This window comes from Pseudomonas urethralis (assembly GCF_021602465.1).
Lineage (GTDB): Bacteria > Pseudomonadota > Gammaproteobacteria > Pseudomonadales > Pseudomonadaceae > Aquipseudomonas > Aquipseudomonas vlassakiae.
Window position 1 is genome coordinate 287,834 of record NZ_BQIJ01000004.1, and the last position, 16,552, is coordinate 304,385.

A 16,552-nucleotide genomic window follows, 5' to 3' on the forward strand; every position below is an offset into this window, starting at 1 on the left:
AGAGTGCAAGAGGTGCGAGATGAACAAGACCATGGCAATGCTGGGTGCGTGTGCCCTGCTGCTGGCCGCTAACGCCAGCGCCGAGACCCTGCGCTTCGCCACCGAAGGGGCCTACCCGCCCTTCAACTATGTCGATGCCGATAATCAGCTGCACGGCTTCGACATCGACATCACCCATGCCCTGTGCGAGCAGATGAAAGTCGAATGCACCCTGGTTGCCCAGGACTGGGAAGGCATCATTCCCGCCTTGATGGCGCGCAAGTACGACGCGGTGGTGGCCTCGATGATCGACACCGAGGAACGGCGCAAGAAAATCGCCTTCACCGACCACTACTACCGCACCCCGCTGACCGTCGCCGTGGCCAAGGACAGCAAGATCAGCGACGCGCAAACCACGTTCGATGGCTATACCGTCGGCGCCCAGTCGTCCTCGACCCAGGCCATCTATGCCGAAGACGTTTACGCCAAGGCCGGTGCCGAGGTGAAGCTCTACCCGACCATGGACGAGGCCAACGCCGACCTCGCCGCCGGTCGCCTGGACGGGGTGATCGCCGACAAGTTCCCGCTGCACGAGTGGATGAACAAGAACGGCGGCGACTGCTGCAAGATCCTTGGCGATGTAGCCAACACCAAGGCCGACGCTGCGATTGCCGTGCGCAAGGACGATGACGCGCTGCGCCAGCGGCTGAACACCGCACTGGCCGAGATCGTTGCCAACGGCACATACCAGAAGATCGCCAGCAAGTACTTTGCCTTCGATATCTACAACTGATCTTCGGAAAACTGCGCAATTTGTGTAGGAGCGGCCTGTGGGAGCGGCCTTGCGTCGCGAAAGGGCCGCAAGGCGGCCCCGGCATTCTGTGCTGATGCATAAATCCTGGGGCTGCTGCGCAGCCCTTTCGCGACGCAAGGCCGCTCCCACAGGCATTCCCACAGGCATTCCCACACAGACACCGCATTACCCGTCAAAGGGGCTCGTCATGCTCGATCAATTGTCCTTGCTGTCCTTCGCCAGTGGCGGCTGGGGCCAGGCGCTGCTGGCCGGCGCGCTGGTTACCGTGTCGCTGGCCCTCGCCTGCCTGCCCATCGGCCTGCCGCTGGGCCTGGCCGTCGCCCTGGCGGCGCGCTCGCGCAAACGCCTGGCCCGAGCCTGGGCCACCAGCTTTTCCACGGTGTTCCGCGGGCTGCCCGAGTTGCTGACCTTGCTGATCATCTATTACGGCTGCCAGATCGCTGCTCAAAAGCTGCTGGCGGCCATGGGTTATGAAGGCGAATTCCTGATCAACACCTTCCTGGCCGCCATGATCGCCTTCAGCCTGGTCTTCGCAGCGTTCTCCAGCGAAATCTGGCTGGCGGCGTTCAAGACCCTGCCCAAGGGCCAGCTGGAGGCCTGCTCGGCGCTGGGCCTGAGCAAGCGCACCGGGTTCTTCAAGGTGGTGCTGCCGCAACTGACGCGCATCGCCCTGCCGGGCCTGTCGAACAACTGGCTGTCGTTGCTCAAGGACACTTCGCTGGTATCCACCATCTCGCTGGTCGACCTGATGCGCCAGACCAACCTTGCGGTCAGCGTGACCAAGGAGCCGATGTTCTTCTATGGCGTCGCCTGCCTCGGCTACCTGCTGTTCTCGGCGGTCTCCGGGCGGGTCTTCGCCTATATCGAGCGCCGCAGCAACCGCCACCTGCAAGGAGCACGCGCATGAGTGCCGAACAACTGCTGGGCCTGGTACTGGACCCGGACCTGCTGGAGCGCTATGGCCCGCGCTTCGTCGATGGCCTGCTGGTGACCGCCAAGCTGGTGGCGATCTCCTTCAGCCTGGGCGCCGTGCTCGGCCTGCTGCTGGCGCTGGCGCGCCTCTCGCACCACCGCTTGCTGCAACGCATGGCGGCCGGCTACATCTACTTCTTCCGCGGTTCGCCATTGCTGGCACAGCTGTTTCTGCTGTATTACGGCCTGGGCTCGCTCAAGGGCTTCTGGCAGGACCTGGGCCTCTGGTGGTTCTTCCGTGAAGCCTGGTTCTGCACCTTGCTGGCGTTCACCCTGAACACCGCCGCCTACCAGGCCGAGATCTTCCGCGGCAGCCTGATGGCCGTGGCGCCGGGGCAGTACGAAGCGGCACGGGCACTGAACCTCAAGCGTTCGACCACCTTCTTCAAGGTCATCCTGCCGCAATCGTTGCTGGTGGCCATCGGGCCGCTGGGCAACGAGCTGATCCTGATGATCAAGGCCAGCGCCATCGCCTCGCTGGTGACCCTCTACGACTTGATGGGCGTGACCAAGCTGGCGTTCTCGCGCAGTTTCGACTTCCAGATCTACCTCTGGGCCGCGGTGCTCTACCTGGTGATCGTCGAGCTGGTCCGACGCGTGCTCAAACACCTGGAAGCCCGCCTGGGCCGCCACCTGAACTGATCGAAGGATACATCCATGCACTGCCAGACCCTTGTCCTCGGCGCCGGCATCGTCGGCGTCAGTACCGCGCTGCACCTGCAGGCCCGCGGGCGCCAGGTGATCTTGCTCGACCGCGATGACCCCGGCACCGGCACCAGCCATGGCAACGCCGGGCTGATCGAGCGCTCCAGCGTGATCCCCTATGCCTTCCCGCGGCAATTCGGCGCCTTGCTGCGCTATGGGCTGAACCGCCAGCCCGATGTGCGCTACAGCGTGCTGCACTTGCCCAAGGCGGCGCCGTGGCTGCTGCGCTACTGGCAACAGTCGGCGCCCGGGCGCCTGGCCGGGGCGGCGGCCGACATGCTGCCGCTGGTTCAGCGCAGCGTCGAGGAACATGATGCGCTGGTCCAGGCGGCCGGCCTTGAAGGGCTGATCCAGGCCAAAGGCTGGATCGAAGTCTATCGCGACCCGGCGCTGTTCGAGAAGGCCAAGGCCGAGCTCAAAGGCCTGGCCCGTTACGGCCTGCAGTACCAGATTCTCGAACGTGGCCAGCTGCAGGCGTGCGAGCACCAGCTCGACAGCACCGTGGTCGGCGGCATCCACTGGCTCGATCCGAAGACCGTCACCAACCCCGGCGCCCTCACCCGTGGCTATGCCGCACTGTTCGTGCAGCGCGGCGGGCAGTTCGTGCATGGCGATGCGCGCAGCCTGCGCCAGGTCGACGGCCGGTGGCAGGTCGACAGCCAACGGGGGCTGATTACCGCCGAGGAGGTGGTGGCCTGCCTCGGGCCGCAGTCGGGCGACCTGTTCGAGCGCCTGGGCTACCGCATTCCGCTGGGCATCAAGCGTGGCTACCACATGCACTACAGCACCCGCGAGGGTGCGCAGCTGCGGCATGCGATCTGCGACACCCAGGGTGGCTATGTACTGGCGCCGATGGCCCGCGGCGTACGCCTGACCACCGGTATCGAGTTCGCCGCCAGTGACGCACCGGGCAACGAGATCCAGCTCAAGCGCTGCGAAGCGCTGGCCCGCAAGCTGTTCCCGGCGCTGGGCGAGCGCCTTGATGACAAGCCCTGGCTCGGTCGCCGGCCATGCCTGCCCGACATGCGCCCGGTAATCGGCCCTGCGCCACGGCATGAAGGCCTATGGTTCAATTTCGGCCACGCCCACCACGGCCTCACCCTGGGCCCGGTCAGCGGCCGCCTGGTGGCCGAGCTGCTCACAGGCGAGCGCCCTTTCACCGACCCTGCGCCTTACAGCGCGGCACGTTTCGACTGACACCCAGCGGGAGAACAACAACATGACCGCCCCCTTGAGCGTTGCCAGCCTTGCCCCCGAAACTGACCCTCGTCCGGAGCTGATCCGCATCGAGGGGCTGAACAAGCACTATGGCGCCTTCCACGTGCTGCGCGACATCGACCTGCAGGTGCGCGAAGGTGAGCGCATTGTCCTGTGTGGCCCGTCCGGTTCGGGCAAATCGACGCTGATCCGTTGCATCAACCGCCTGGAAATCGCCCAACAGGGCAGCATCCGGGTTGCCGGCACCGACCTGGCCGCCAACACCCGCCAGGCGGCCCAGGTGCGCAGCGAGATCGGCATGGTGTTCCAGCACTTCAACCTGTTCCCGCACATGAGCGTGCTGGACAACTGCCTGCTCGCCCCCACCAGCGTGCGCGGCCTGTCGCGCCAGGACGCCGAGGAACGGGCGCGCATGTACCTGAGCAAGGTCGGTATCGAGAGCCAGGCGCACAAATACCCCAGCCAGTTGTCCGGCGGCCAGCAGCAGCGCGTGGCCATCGCCCGGGCGCTGTGCATGAAACCGCGGATCATGCTGTTCGACGAGCCGACCTCGGCGCTCGACCCCGAGATGGTCGCCGAGGTGCTGGACGTACTGGTGCAACTGGCAGGCACCGGCATGACCATGCTCTGCGTCACCCATGAAATGGGCTTTGCCCGCCAGGTGGCGGAGCGGGTGCTGTTCCTCGAAGGCGGGCAGATCATCGAGGACAGCCCGCCCCAGGTGTTCTTCAACCAGCCGCGCACTGCACGGGCCAAGGCCTTCCTGGCGCAGATACTGCACTGAACGGTCGATCATTGCAGCGCTGCAATGAACCGACTGCGTCGTTAAATATAATTGACCATAGCCCCCGCCAAACCCTTGCCGGCTCAGGCTCGCAAGGGTTATGGCCCCGTAATTCGGCGCCTTAACCGCTTTTTGCTCGTTTGACATATCGAACGGCTCTGGCAAGCTATCTACAAGCCCCGACCGGAATCGTCCAGTGATGAGCCGGCAGTGCTCGGGACTTCAGGTAGCACATCAAGGCCACGGGCCGTGCACCTGCACAACAACGACAGGCAGAGCCCTGTCATAAGGTGACATATGTCCAACAGCAACATTGGCAACAAGCAACCTTCCCTGCGCAAACCCGTCGTCCTGATGACCATGGGCAGCCAAGAGCGCAAAGGCCATGACTATCAGGTCATGACCCACAAATACATCACCCCGCTGGTCGACTTCGCCGATTGCGTCCCGGTACTGGTGCCCACCTGCTGTGGCATCGATGACCTGGAGACCTATCTGGACATGGCCGACGGCGTGTACCTGACCGGCGCCGGTAGTAACATCGACCCGACCCTGTACGGCCAGGAAAACGAAACCCCTGGCAAAGGCCAGGACAAGAACCGCGACCTGTTCGACATCCCCCTGGTGAAGGCAGCGCTCAAGCGCGGCCTGCCGATTTTCGGCATCTGCCGCGGCATGCAGGAAATCAACGTTGCCCTGGGCGGCGACATTTACCAGAAGGTCTACGCCGAGCCTGGCTTCAACGACCACCGGGAAAACCCGGAAGACCCGGTCGATGTGCAATACGCCCAGGTGCATGGCGTGAAGATCAAGCCGGACAGCTGGCTGCGTGAAACCCTGGGCACCGACGAGATCCGCGTCAATTCGCTGCATGGCCAGGGCCTGCGCAATCTCGGCGCAGGCATCGAGCCGATCGCCCACGCCGAAGATGGCCTGGTCGAGGCGATCCACGCGCCAAGCATCTCGCCGTTCCTGTTTGCCGTGCAGTGGCACCCGGAATGGCAAGCGGCGAAGAACCCTGATTCGATCAAGATCTTCCAGGCCTTCGGCGATGCCTGCCGCGCGCAGGTGCGCAAAAGCCAGATCAAGCGCCAGCAGGCTGCCTGATACCCGGTTTCAGCTTCGTTAGCTTTGATCGCGGGGCGGCGCAAGGTCGCCCCCGCTTCCCCGGTCACCCTCTGCTGGTCCCAGAACACTTCCCGTGGAAGCGGGCGGCGGGCTTGTGCCTGTCTCCGCGATCGTTTTTTTGCCCTTCCCCTTAGAGATACGATGACTGCCGAGTGGTTGTCGTCAGATTTTCTGCGCCTGTGAGATCGAGCGCCGCCCGCGCGGCGCTTCGCGGGGCAAGCCCGCTCCCACAGTCTATTTCGGGCCAATCTCTCCTGCGCAAGTACCGGCGCCTGCCTTGGTGCATGACTGAAGACAGATGAAAAGCTACTGCGCACCCCTCAGATATCAAAGGGGAACAAGGCGGACAGTGGAGACTTCACAGGCGTAACTGGCCCGAAACAGACTTGTGGGAGCGGGCTTGCCCCGCGAAGCGCCGCGCGGGCGGCGCTCGATTTCTGCACCAACACAAACCTTGAACCGATCACCTGGGCGCCCTCAGCAAAAATTTCTGCAAGGGGACTAGTCATCGTACAAGTTGTACGATAACTTACCTCCAACGCAAAACAACACCCTTTCACCCCAAGCGCCACAGGATGCCTACAACAATGACTCCACAAGAACTGAAATCCATCCTCTCCCACGGCCTGCTGTCTTTCCCGGTCACCGACTTCAATGCCCAGGGCGACTTCAACCAGGCTGGCTACATCAAGCGCCTGGAGTGGCTCGCCCCTTACGGCGCCAGCGCGCTGTTCGCCGCCGGTGGCACCGGTGAGTTCTTCTCCCTGGCTGCCAGTGAGTACAGCCAAGTGATCAAGACGGCAGTCGACACCTGCGCCAAGTCGGTGCCAATCCTCGCCGGCGTCGGCGGTTCCACCCGCCAGGCCATCGAATACGCACAAGAAGCCGAGCGCCTGGGCGCCAAGGGCCTGCTGCTGCTGCCGCACTACCTCACCGAAGCCAGCCAGGACGGCGTTGCCGCCCACGTCGAAGCGGTGTGCAAGTCGGTCAACATCGGCGTGGTGGTGTACAACCGCAATGTCTGCCGCCTGAATGCCAACCTGCTGGAGCAGCTGGCCGAGCGCTGCCCGAACCTGATCGGCTACAAGGACGGCCTGGGCGATATCGAACTGATGGTGTCGATCCGTCGCCGCCTGGGTGATCGTTTCAGCTACCTGGGTGGCCTGCCGACTGCCGAGGTGTATGCAGCGGCCTACAAGGCATTGGGTGTGCCGGTATACTCTTCGGCAGTGTTCAACTTCATTCCGAAGACCGCGATGGACTTCTACCACGCCATCGCCCGTGACGATCACGCCACCGTGGCCAAGCTGATCGACGACTTCTTCCTGCCGTACCTGGACATCCGTAACCGCAAGGCCGGCTACGCCGTGAGCATCGTCAAGGCCGGCGCCAGGATCGCCGGTTACGACGCAGGCCCGGTGCGCACCCCGCTGACCGACCTGAGCGCCGAAGAGTACGAGCTGCTCGCAGCACTGATGGACAAGATGGGTCCGCAATAAGCGCCCCCGCGCGGCCTGCCATTGCCGCCTCCGGAGTGGGCCTGCCCCACTCCGGCTACAACGCGTCAGCCCGCACAAAAATAACTAGTGGGAGAATTACCAGCATGCAAGCGACTAAAAAGACGCATGTGCGCTACCTGATCCTGTTCATGCTGTTCCTGGTGACCACGATCAACTACGCAGACCGAGCAACCATCGCTATCGCAGGCTCCAGCCTGCAGAAAGACCTCGGCATCGACGCCGTTACCCTTGGTTATATTTTCTCCGCCTTCGGCTGGGCTTACGTGGCCGGGCAGATCCCCGGTGGCTGGCTGCTGGACCGCTTCGGCTCGAAGAATGTCTACGCCTTCAGCATCTTCACCTGGTCGCTGTTCACTCTGCTGCAGGGCTTTGTCGGCGGCCTGCCGGTGGCCTGGGCGGTGGTGACCCTGTTCACCCTGCGCTTCCTCGTCGGCTTCGCCGAAGCCCCGTCGTTCCCGGGTAATGCCCGTATCGTCGCGGCCTGGTTCCCGACCCAGGAACGCGGCACCGCCTCGGCGATCTTCAACTCGGCGCAGTACTTTGCCACCGCGCTGTTCGCCCCGATCATGGGCTGGATCGTGTTCAGCTTTGGCTGGGAGCACGTGTTCGTGGTCATGGGTGCACTGGGCATCGCGTTCTCCATGGTGTGGCTGAAGACCATCTACAACCCACGGCAGCACCCGCGCATCAGCAGGGACGAACTCGAGCACATCGAGCAGAACGGCGGCCTGGTCGACATGGACCAGAAGCGTGGCAACGACGGGCCGAAATGGGGCTATGTCAAGCAACTGCTGACCAGCCGCATGCTGCTGGGCGTGTACCTGGGCCAGTACTGCATCAACGCCATCACCTACTTCTTCCTCACCTGGTTCCCGGTGTACCTGGTGCAGGAACGTGGCATGACCATCCTCAAGGCCGGCTTCATCGCCTCGTTGCCGGCGGTGTGCGGCTTCATTGGTGGTGTATTGGGTGGGGTGATCTCTGACTGGCTGCTGCGCCGCGGCAATTCGCTGACCTTCTCGCGCAAGCTGCCGATCGTCTGCGGCCTGTTGCTGTCGACCACCATGGTCTTCTGCAACTATGTCGACGCCGAGTGGATGGTGGTCGGTTTCATGACCCTGGCTTTCTTCGGCAAAGGCATCGGCGCATTGGGCTGGGCGGTGGTGGCCGATACCTCGCCCAAGCAGATCGCCGGGCTGTCCGGTGGCCTGTTCAACACCTTTGGCAACATCGCCTCGATCACCACTCCCATCGTCATCGGCTACATCATCAGCGCCACCGGCTCGTTCAAGTGGGCCCTGGTATACGTGGGCGCCAACGCCCTGGTGGCGGTGTTCAGCTACCTGGTGATCGTCGGCCCGATCAAGCGTATCGAGTTGCGCGACGATGCGCCAAAGCCACAGCCTGAGCCGGCCGCCCGTGGCGAACTGGCCAGCTCGCGGCACTGACCGAGCACGCCTGCGCCGGTAGAAGCCTGCGCGGGCGGATGTACAAAAGCCTGAGAACCTGACAAGTAGGGCCCAAACATGCAGTTGATCGAACATTCCGACTCGCCCCGCTACGTCCGCCTGCACGAGGACGACAACGTCGTGGTCGTGGTCAATGACGGCGGCCTGGGCGAAGGCGCCCGCTTCGCCGATGGCCTGACCCTGGTCGAAGGCGTGCCCCAGAGCCACAAGGTTGCCACCGTGCCGATCGCCAAGGGCGAGCCGGTGCGTCGCTACGGGCAAATCATCGGGTACGCACTGGAAGACCTGCGCCAGGGCAGCTGGGTGCAGGAAAGCCAGCTGGCCATGCCAGCCGCCCCCGAACTGGACAGCCTGCCGCGCTGCGATGCCGTACCCGATGCCCTGCCACCGCTGGACGGCTTCACTTTCGAAGGCTACCGCAACGCCGACGGCACCGTCGGCACCCGCAATATCCTCGGCATCACCACTACCGTGCAGTGCGTGACCGGCGTGCTGGAACACGCGGTCAAACGCATCCGCGCCGAACTCTTGCCCAAATACCCCAATGTCGATGACGTGGTCGCCCTGACCCACAGCTACGGCTGCGGCGTGGCGATCAATGCCCGCGATGCCTACATCCCGATCCGCACCGTGCGCAACCTGGCGCGCAACCCCAACCTCGGTGGCGAAGCGCTGGTGATCAGCCTGGGTTGCGAAAAGCTCCAGGCCGGCCAGGTGATGCACGACAACGACCCGTCGGTCGACCTCAGCGAGCCTTGGCTGTATCGGCTTCAGGATGCCAGCCTCGGCTTCGGCGAAATGATCGAACAGATCATGGGCCTTGCTGAAACCCGCCTGAAGAAGCTCGACCAGCGCCGCCGCGAAACCGTGCCGGCCAGCGAGTTGATCCTTGGCATGCAGTGCGGCGGCAGTGACGCCTTCTCCGGCATCACCGCCAACCCGGCGCTCGGCTTTGCCGCTGACCTGCTGGTGCGCGCTGGCGCCACCGTGCTGTTCTCGGAAGTGACCGAAGTGCGCGACGCCATCTACATGCTCACCTCACGCGCCGAAAACCAGGAAGTCGCCGCTGCCCTGGTGCGCGAGATGGACTGGTACGACCGCTACCTGCAGCAAGGGGCTGCAGACCGCAGCGCCAACACCACGCCGGGCAACAAGAAAGGCGGCCTGTCGAACATTGTCGAGAAGTCCCTCGGTTCGATCGTCAAGTCCGGCAGTGGCGCCATCCAGGGCGTACTCGGCCCAGGCGAGCGGGTCAACCGCAAGGGCCTGATCTTCTGCGCCACCCCGGCCAGCGATTTCGTCTGCGGCACGTTGCAACTGGCCGCCGGCATGAACCTGCACGTGTTCACTACCGGCCGTGGCACGCCGTACGGCCTGGCCATGGCGCCGGTGGTCAAGGTCTGCACCCGCACCGAGCTGGCCCAGCGCTGGCCGGACCTGATCGACATCGACGCCGGGCGCATCGCCAGCGGCCGCGCGACCATCGAGGAGCTGGGCTGGGAGCTGTTCCACTACTACCTGGACGTGGCCAGCGGCCGCAAACAGACCTGGGCCGAACAGCACCGCCTGCACAACGACATCACCCTGTTCAATCCGGCACCGATAACCTGATCATTCAACCCTAGGAGCCCCACATGCCAGAGATCCTCGGCCACAACTTCATCGCCGGCCAGCGCAGCGCCGCTGGCTCGCAACGCCTGCAGAGCCTGGACGCCACCACCGGCGAGGCCCTGCCCTACAGCTTCGCCCAGGCTACCGAGGCCGAAGTGGACCAGGCCGCCAAGGCTGCCGCCGGCGCATTTGTCGAATTCCGCAACCTGCAACCGGCTCGCCGCGCCGAGTTCCTCGACGCCATCGCTGCCGAACTGGACGAACTGGACGACGCCTTCGTCGCCATCGTCTGCCGCGAAACCGCCCTGCCCGCCGCCCGTATCCAGGGCGAACGCGGCCGCACCAGCGGGCAGATGCGCCTGTTCGCCCAGGTGCTGCGCCGCGGCGATTTCCTCGGTGCGCGCATCGACCTCGCCCTGCCCGAGCGCCAACCGCTGCCACGTGTGGACCTGCGCCAGATGCGCATCGGCGTCGGCCCGGTCGCCGTGTTCGGTGCCAGCAACTTCCCGCTGGCCTTCTCCACCGCCGGTGGTGACACCGCCGCCGCCCTGGCCGCCGGTTGCCCGGTAGTGTTCAAGGCGCACAGCGGCCACATGGCCACCGCCGACCTGGTCGGCTGCGCCATCCAGCGCGCCGCCGAGCGCACCGGCATGCCCAAGGGTGTGTTCAACATGGTGTTCGGCGCTGGCGTTGGCGAGCCGCTGGTCAAGCACCCGGCTATCCAGGCCGTCGGCTTCACCGGTTCGCTGAAGGGCGGTGACGCCCTGTGCCGCATGGCTGCCGAGCGCGCGCAACCGATTCCGGTGTTCGCCGAGATGTCCAGCATCAACCCGGTGATCATCCTCCCAGGCGCCCTGGCCAAGCGTGGCGAGGCCATCGCCCGCGAGCTGGCCGGCTCGGTCTGCATGGGTGCCGGGCAGTTCTGCACCAACCCGGGCCTGGTGATCGGCCTGCAGTCGGCGCAGTACAGCCAGCTGCTCGCCGACCTTGGCCAGCACCTGGACCAGCAGGCCGGGCAGACCATGCTCAATGCTGGCGGCCTGCGCAGCTACGTCGGCGGCCTCGAGCACCTGCACGCGCACGCTGGCATCGAGCACCTGGCCGGCCAGGCTCAGCAAGGCAGCCAGGCCCGCGCCCAGCTGTTCAAGGCCGATGCCCGCCTGCTGGTAGAAGCCGACCCGTTGCTGCAGGAAGAAGTGTTCGGCCCGACCACCGTGGCGGTCGAGGTCAAGGACAACGCGCAACTGCGTGACGCCCTGCTCGGCCTGCGCGGCCAGCTGACCGCAACGCTGATCGGCGAGCCAGAGGACTTCGAAGCCTACGCCTGGCTGGTGCCGCTGCTGGAAGAGAAAGTCGGCCGCATTCTGGTCAATGGCTACCCGACCGGCGTGGAAGTGTGCGACGCGATGGTCCACGGCGGGCCGTACCCGGCCACCTCCGATGCCCGTGGCACCTCGGTCGGCACCCTGGCCATCGACCGCTTCCTGCGCCCGGTGTGCTACCAGAACTACCCGCAAGCGCTGTTGCCGGAGGCGCTGCGTGACGGCAACCCGCTGGGGCTGCGTCGCCTGGTGAATGGGCAGTGGAGCGAAGGCTCGATCTGAGTGCTCTGAAACTAGAAAGCCCCGCACATGCGGGGCTTTTCTTTATCGCCTGTACCGGCCTCTTCGCGGGTGAACCCGCTCCCACAGGGATGGCGCCAAGCCTGAGGGCTGTGCAGTACTTGTGGGAGCGGGTTCACCCGCGAAGTGGCCGGTACAGGTTATGAAGGGCTCAGGCCCCCTGGGCCTCGGCTTCTTCATGAGCCTGGCGCAAGCGCTCGCGGCTATTGCTCAGGTGCATGCGCATGGCCATCTTCGCCCCTTCGCTGTCGCGCCGGGCGATGGCTTCATAAATCGCTTCATGCTCATGCATCAGGCGGCTCATGTAGTGCGCCTGGTCATCATGGGCCAACCGCGCCGAATTCAACCGGGTACGCGGAATGATGCTGGTCCCCAGGTGGTTGATGATATCGGCGAAATAATGGTTGCCGCTGGCCTGGGCAATGCGCAGGTGGAACTGGAAGTCCGCCGACACTGCATCGGTGGCATGCGCCGCGCCCTCGTTGAGTTCGTCCAGCGCTGCACGCATGCCAGCCAGCTCTTCATCGCTGCGCCGTTGCGCCGCCAAGCCCGCCGACTCGATTTCCAGGGCGATGCGCAACTCCAGCACCGCCAGCACTTCGCGCAAGGTCACCACGGTCGCTGGGTCGATACGGAAGCCTCCGGTCGCCGGTGCATCCAGCACGAAAGTGCCGATGCCATGGCGCGTCTCGACCTGCCCGGCCGCTTGCAGCCTGGAGATCGCCTCACGCACCACGGTGCGGCTGACGCCCTCCTCGGCCATGATCTGCGATTCGGTCGGCAGCTTGTCGCCGCGCTTGAGCTGGCCGCTGCGAATGCGCTCGGTCAGCACCGTGACCAGTTCCTGGGCCAGACTGCGCGGCTTGCGCCGGGTCCTTGCCTGTACCTGCTGCTCTGTCATGCCCTGTATTTCACCTTGAAAGACAGCCGTCATGATAGCGCAAGCAGTTGTACGATCACATACGCCCGATGCGGTATTTCATCAAGGCGCTGCGTCAGGTGCACGCGCCAGCACTGGTACACTGCCAAACGGCGCATCTGACCGGACTCACCGAAGGCATGAACGAAACGCGATACACCCGGGTGGCGAAAGACTTGATGAAAGGCATCGCCAATGGCCGATACCCAGTGGGCAGCCTGCTGCCGACCGAATTTGAACTGTGCGATCTGTATGGGGTGAGCCGGCATACGGTGCGGGCGGCGATCAACCAGCTGCTCAACCAAGGGCTGGTGTCACGCCGCAAGCGGGTCGGCACCCGGGTCGAGGCCAGCAGCCCGCGTGGTGGCTATTCCCAGACGCTGGCGACAGTGGCCGACCTTGCGCAGCTGACGCAAACCCAGCAACGCAGGATCCGGCAAATGCGCCACTTCGTCGCCAACGTGAGTGAAGCAGAACGCCTTGGACTGGTGCCGGGGGAACACTACTTCTGCCTATCGAGCATCCGCGTCGACCGCCAGCACGATGCCGCGCCGCTGTGCTGGAGCGATGTCTACGCCCAGCGCGACTACGCCGACGTCATCGAACTGGCCCATGAGCACCCCGACCAGCTGATCGCAGCGCTGATCGAACAGCACTACGGCCGGTCGATCGCAGTCGTTGATCAGCAGGTACGGGCCGTGTTGCTGACCGCAGAGATGGCGCTCGAACTGAAGGCCGAGACGGGTTCGCCGGGGCTGAAGATCATCCGCCATTACCGCGAAAAAAACGGCGACCTGATGGCCGTTTCCGAGACGGTGCACCCGGATGACCGGTTCACCCTGGTGACCCAGATGCGCCGGGACACGCAGGGCTGAAACCGCTACAGTAGGTGCTTTCCATGGAAGGAACACGCGCATGAAACCGCTCGACCGTGCCCTGCTGACCTGTGGCCTGCTCATCCCGTTCTGGCTGCTGATCGGCGTCTGGTTCACCGCACAGGCCTACCCCGGCTACGACCACCTGCAACAGGCCATGAGCCAGCTTGGCGCCCAGGGTTCGCCCACCCAGCCCTGGTCGCCCCTGGTCAACAACTTCCCGCTCGCCCTGCTATTCGCCTTGTTTGCCTGGGGCCTTGCACGGCGTTGGCGCGCATCGAAACTTGCGCTGCTGAGCGCTGCCTTGGTCCTGCTGCATGGCCTGGGCAGCCTCGGCACTGGCCTGTTTCCGTGCGACCAGGGTTGCGCACCTGCCGAGCCGTCGAGCTCGCAGCAACTGCACAACCTCTGCGGCCTGCTGATGTTTCTCTCGTTGACCCTGGCCAGTGCGCTGTGGGCCAGGCTCGGCAAATGCCTGGCCGGCTCGAGGGCTCTGGGCTGGTTTTCCCTGGCGTGCCTGATGACTGCGGTGGTCACCGTTGTGCTCATGGCTCAGGCCGCCAAGAGCGGCCAGCTGTTCGGGTTGTATCAGCGGCTGAACTACGGGGTGTCGGCGATTTGGATCGCAGGCCTGGCGCTCACCAGCCTGCGCCCCGCACTGGCAAATCGCATTCGCATCGCCACTACCTGATTGGAAAATGCTGGCCCACAGGCATCTTTAGCCAAGGCAAACTCCCTTCATCTTCAGATGCTTAGGACAGCAACATGCGAGTATTTCTAGCAATGATGACCGGCTGCCTGCTGGCCACCGCCGCCTTCGGCGCCCAGGCCAAAGCGCTTAGCCAGAATGACCGCGAAACCTGTGGATGGGGCTCGCAGATCGCCGCCGAGGCGCAGCAGGCCAAGCTCTCCGGCGTCACCCTTTACGCCACGCGCAAGAAGCTGCAGGTACGCCGGTTCGCCAAACCCTGGATGCGCATGACCGCCATGGGCATCACCGAACAAACCTACAACAGCCGCTCACGACTCAAGCCAGCGGCGATCAAGCAGACCTACTACGAGCAGTGTGTCCAGCACACGCTTGCCAGGCGATAAACGTTAATAATCAATAGGTTAGAATATAAAGCTAATTTGATTTATTTAAGAATTCAGCTGAGATACACCGGCTCGCAGCGCACCTCGGTCTTCACCGAATTGGCGATGAAGCATTCTTCGTGGGCCAGGTGATGCAGGTGCTCGAGTTGCTCCGCCGTGGGCTGGCGCTCACCGGAGAACTCAACCCGCGGCCGCAGGGTGACCACAGTCATGGCCATCCGCCCTGCCTCATTGCGCGCCATCACCCCCTCTGCGTCGTCGGCATAGTGCTCGACGCAGAACCGCTGCTTGGCCGCCAGCGACAGGAACCACAGCATGTGGCAACTGGACAGCGCCGCGATGAATGCCTCTTCAGGGTCCACGGCCGAGGCATCGGACATCGGCAGTGGCACCACATGGGGCGACGAAGAGCCCGGCACCTCGATGCCGCCATCGAAGCGCCACAGGTGCCGGCGGCTGTACTGGTTACCGAGAAAATCCTGACCTTCTCGAGCCCAGGCCACATGGGCGGTGTATTGCGCCATTCGAACCTCCTTGTTCAATTGATCGGGTGATATCAGCAGCCGCTGAGCGCCACCGGGCGGCGTTCGCCAGCAAAGAACAGTGGGCGCAGGCGCACGCCGATCAGGTTGCCGGCATAGGCGGCGATCAGCCACAGCCAACCGTGCACGCTACCCGAAGCGATGCCGCTGAAGTAGGCGCCGATGTTACAGCCATACGCCAGGCGCGAACCATAGCCCAGCAACAGGCCACCGATGACTGCGGCAATCAGCGATGGCAGCGGAATCCTCAGGCTTGGTGCGAAGCGGCCAGCCAGGCCTGCCGCCAGCAGTGCACCAAGCACGATGCCGATGTCCATCACCGTGGTGATGTCCTGCCACAGCGGCGCGGCCAGTGCCTTGGCATTGGCCGGCGCCTGCCAGAACACCCAGCTGCCGACATCGACACCGAAGCTGGACAAAGTTTTCGCCCCCCACAGGGCAAACGCGGAAGTGATGCCCCACGGGCGCCCGGCCAGGGCCAGGGTGGCGTAGTTGAGCAAGGCCAGGGCAATTGCCCCCCACAGCAGCGGCCACGGGCCACGCAGGAAGCGGCGCAGGCCCTGGTGCTCACTGCTCACAGGGGCTTCCAGGGCGCCATGGCGACGCTTCTCCATCACCACTGTGGCCCAGGCGATCAGCGCGAACAGCGCAACGCTGGCCAGCAGCGCTGGCGCCACACCCCAGGCCTGGACAATCGAAGTGGCCGGGAACGACGGCAGCGCGAACCACCAGTCGGCATGGTGGGTAGCGGTGACCGAGCCGACGATGAAGAACAGCAGGGTTACCAGCATCCGTGCATTGCCGCCACCCACGGTGAACAGCGTGCCCGAGGCGCAGCCACCGCCCAGTTGCATGCCGATGCCGAAGATGAACGCACCGAACACCACCGACACGCCAGCCGGCGCGACCAGGCCGGTGACCGGGGTGCCGAACAGGCTGCCGGCCGACAGCGCCGGGAAGAACAACAGCGCGGCCAGGGTCAGCATGACCATCTGTGCACGCAGGCCGGCGCCGCGGCGTTCGTTGATGAACACGCGCCAGGCCGAGGTGAAGCCGAAAGCGGCGTGATAGAGCGTCAAACCCAGGGCAGCGCCGACCATCAGCAGCAGCATTTGCTTGAAGCCGGCGTTGAGGTTGAGGAACCAGGCGCCGGCCAGCAGCAGGGCCAAGGCGATCAAGGGCGCGCCAAGGCGGCGCGGTTCGGGTGTGGCGGTTGCGGAAAGACCCATCGGAGTACTCGGATTACAGTGAAACGGGGGGCGAGTATAAACCCCAAAGCTGGAATGTGTTGCCCGCAAT

The 16,552-nt window shown here is 64.4% G+C and carries 16 protein-coding genes; 13 read left to right on the forward strand and 3 right to left on the reverse strand.

Features of this window, described 5'->3' with window-relative positions:
- Positions 1–19 precede the first annotated feature (19 nt).
- The 10 genes from L6D64_RS09085 to L6D64_RS09130 all read left to right on the forward strand — a co-directional run bounded on the left by L6D64_RS09085 (position 20) and on the right by L6D64_RS09130 (position 11,804).
- A complete protein-coding gene (locus L6D64_RS09085; protein WP_176507954.1) occupies positions 20–772 on the forward strand; it encodes a transporter substrate-binding domain-containing protein in 753 nt (250 codons plus the stop codon).
- Positions 773–980: 208 nt separating this feature from the next.
- On the forward strand, positions 981–1,700 hold the full coding sequence (locus L6D64_RS09090; RefSeq protein ID WP_176507953.1) for an ABC transporter permease: 720 nt from the start codon (positions 981–983) through the stop codon (positions 1,698–1,700).
- A complete protein-coding gene (locus L6D64_RS09095) occupies positions 1,697–2,407 on the forward strand; it encodes an ABC transporter permease (protein WP_176507952.1) in 711 nt (236 codons plus the stop codon). Before L6D64_RS09090 ends, L6D64_RS09095 begins: the two co-directional genes overlap by 4 nt.
- Before the next feature lie 15 nt (positions 2,408–2,422).
- Entirely contained in the window at positions 2,423–3,667 is a 1,245-nt protein-coding gene (locus L6D64_RS09100) for an NAD(P)/FAD-dependent oxidoreductase (RefSeq protein ID WP_176507951.1), read from the forward strand.
- Positions 3,668–3,689: 22 nt separating this feature from the next.
- Positions 3,690–4,472 carry an amino acid ABC transporter ATP-binding protein gene (locus L6D64_RS09105; RefSeq protein ID WP_176507950.1) on the forward strand — a complete coding sequence of 261 codons (783 nt, stop codon included), beginning with the start codon at positions 3,690–3,692 and terminating at the stop codon, positions 4,470–4,472.
- A gap of 297 nt (positions 4,473–4,769) precedes the next feature.
- Positions 4,770–5,579: a gamma-glutamyl-gamma-aminobutyrate hydrolase family protein gene (locus L6D64_RS09110; protein WP_054886601.1), complete on the forward strand. Its 810-nt coding sequence runs from the start codon at positions 4,770–4,772 to the stop codon at positions 5,577–5,579.
- A gap of 608 nt (positions 5,580–6,187) precedes the next feature.
- Positions 6,188–7,099, forward strand: coding sequence for a 5-dehydro-4-deoxyglucarate dehydratase (kdgD, locus tag L6D64_RS09115; RefSeq protein WP_176506622.1), 912 nt, complete (start codon positions 6,188–6,190; stop codon positions 7,097–7,099).
- A 104-nt stretch (positions 7,100–7,203) separates the two neighbouring features.
- A complete protein-coding gene (locus L6D64_RS09120; RefSeq protein WP_176506623.1) occupies positions 7,204–8,568 on the forward strand; it encodes an MFS transporter in 1,365 nt (454 codons plus the stop codon).
- 78 nt (positions 8,569–8,646) lie between these two features.
- Positions 8,647–10,200, forward strand: coding sequence for a galactarate dehydratase (garD, locus tag L6D64_RS09125; protein ID WP_176506624.1), 1,554 nt, complete (start codon positions 8,647–8,649; stop codon positions 10,198–10,200).
- Between the two features lie 23 nt (positions 10,201–10,223).
- Positions 10,224–11,804, forward strand: coding sequence for an aldehyde dehydrogenase (NADP(+)) (locus L6D64_RS09130; protein ID WP_176506625.1), 1,581 nt, complete (start codon positions 10,224–10,226; stop codon positions 11,802–11,804).
- Between the two features lie 169 nt (positions 11,805–11,973).
- Here L6D64_RS09130 and L6D64_RS09135 read toward each other — a convergent pair whose 3' ends face one another.
- Entirely contained in the window at positions 11,974–12,723 is a 750-nt protein-coding gene (locus L6D64_RS09135) for a FadR/GntR family transcriptional regulator (protein ID WP_085678821.1), read from the reverse strand.
- 158 nt (positions 12,724–12,881) lie between these two features.
- Between L6D64_RS09135 and L6D64_RS09140 the strand changes: the two genes are divergently transcribed.
- From L6D64_RS09140 to L6D64_RS09150, 3 genes are all read left to right on the forward strand, one after another.
- Complete coding sequence (locus tag L6D64_RS09140) at positions 12,882–13,616, forward strand: GntR family transcriptional regulator (protein ID WP_176506626.1); 735 nt, start codon at positions 12,882–12,884, stop codon at positions 13,614–13,616.
- A 40-nt stretch (positions 13,617–13,656) separates the two neighbouring features.
- Positions 13,657–14,307, forward strand: coding sequence for a DUF998 domain-containing protein (locus tag L6D64_RS09145; RefSeq protein WP_176506627.1), 651 nt, complete (start codon positions 13,657–13,659; stop codon positions 14,305–14,307).
- 74 nt (positions 14,308–14,381) lie between these two features.
- The gene (locus tag L6D64_RS09150; RefSeq protein WP_176506628.1) at positions 14,382–14,711 is read left to right on the forward strand and encodes a hypothetical protein; all 330 of its coding nucleotides are present in this window, start codon (positions 14,382–14,384) and stop codon (positions 14,709–14,711) included.
- Between the two features lie 53 nt (positions 14,712–14,764).
- On the opposite strand, the gene L6D64_RS09155 is transcribed toward L6D64_RS09150, so the two are convergent.
- Together L6D64_RS09155 and L6D64_RS09160 are read right to left on the reverse strand one after the other, a co-directional pair.
- Positions 14,765–15,235, reverse strand: coding sequence for an OsmC family protein (locus L6D64_RS09155; RefSeq protein WP_176506629.1), 471 nt, complete (start codon positions 15,233–15,235; stop codon positions 14,765–14,767).
- A gap of 32 nt (positions 15,236–15,267) precedes the next feature.
- Entirely contained in the window at positions 15,268–16,482 is a 1,215-nt protein-coding gene (locus tag L6D64_RS09160) for a YeeE/YedE family protein (RefSeq protein WP_176506630.1), read from the reverse strand.
- Positions 16,483–16,552: the final 70 nt, after the last annotated feature.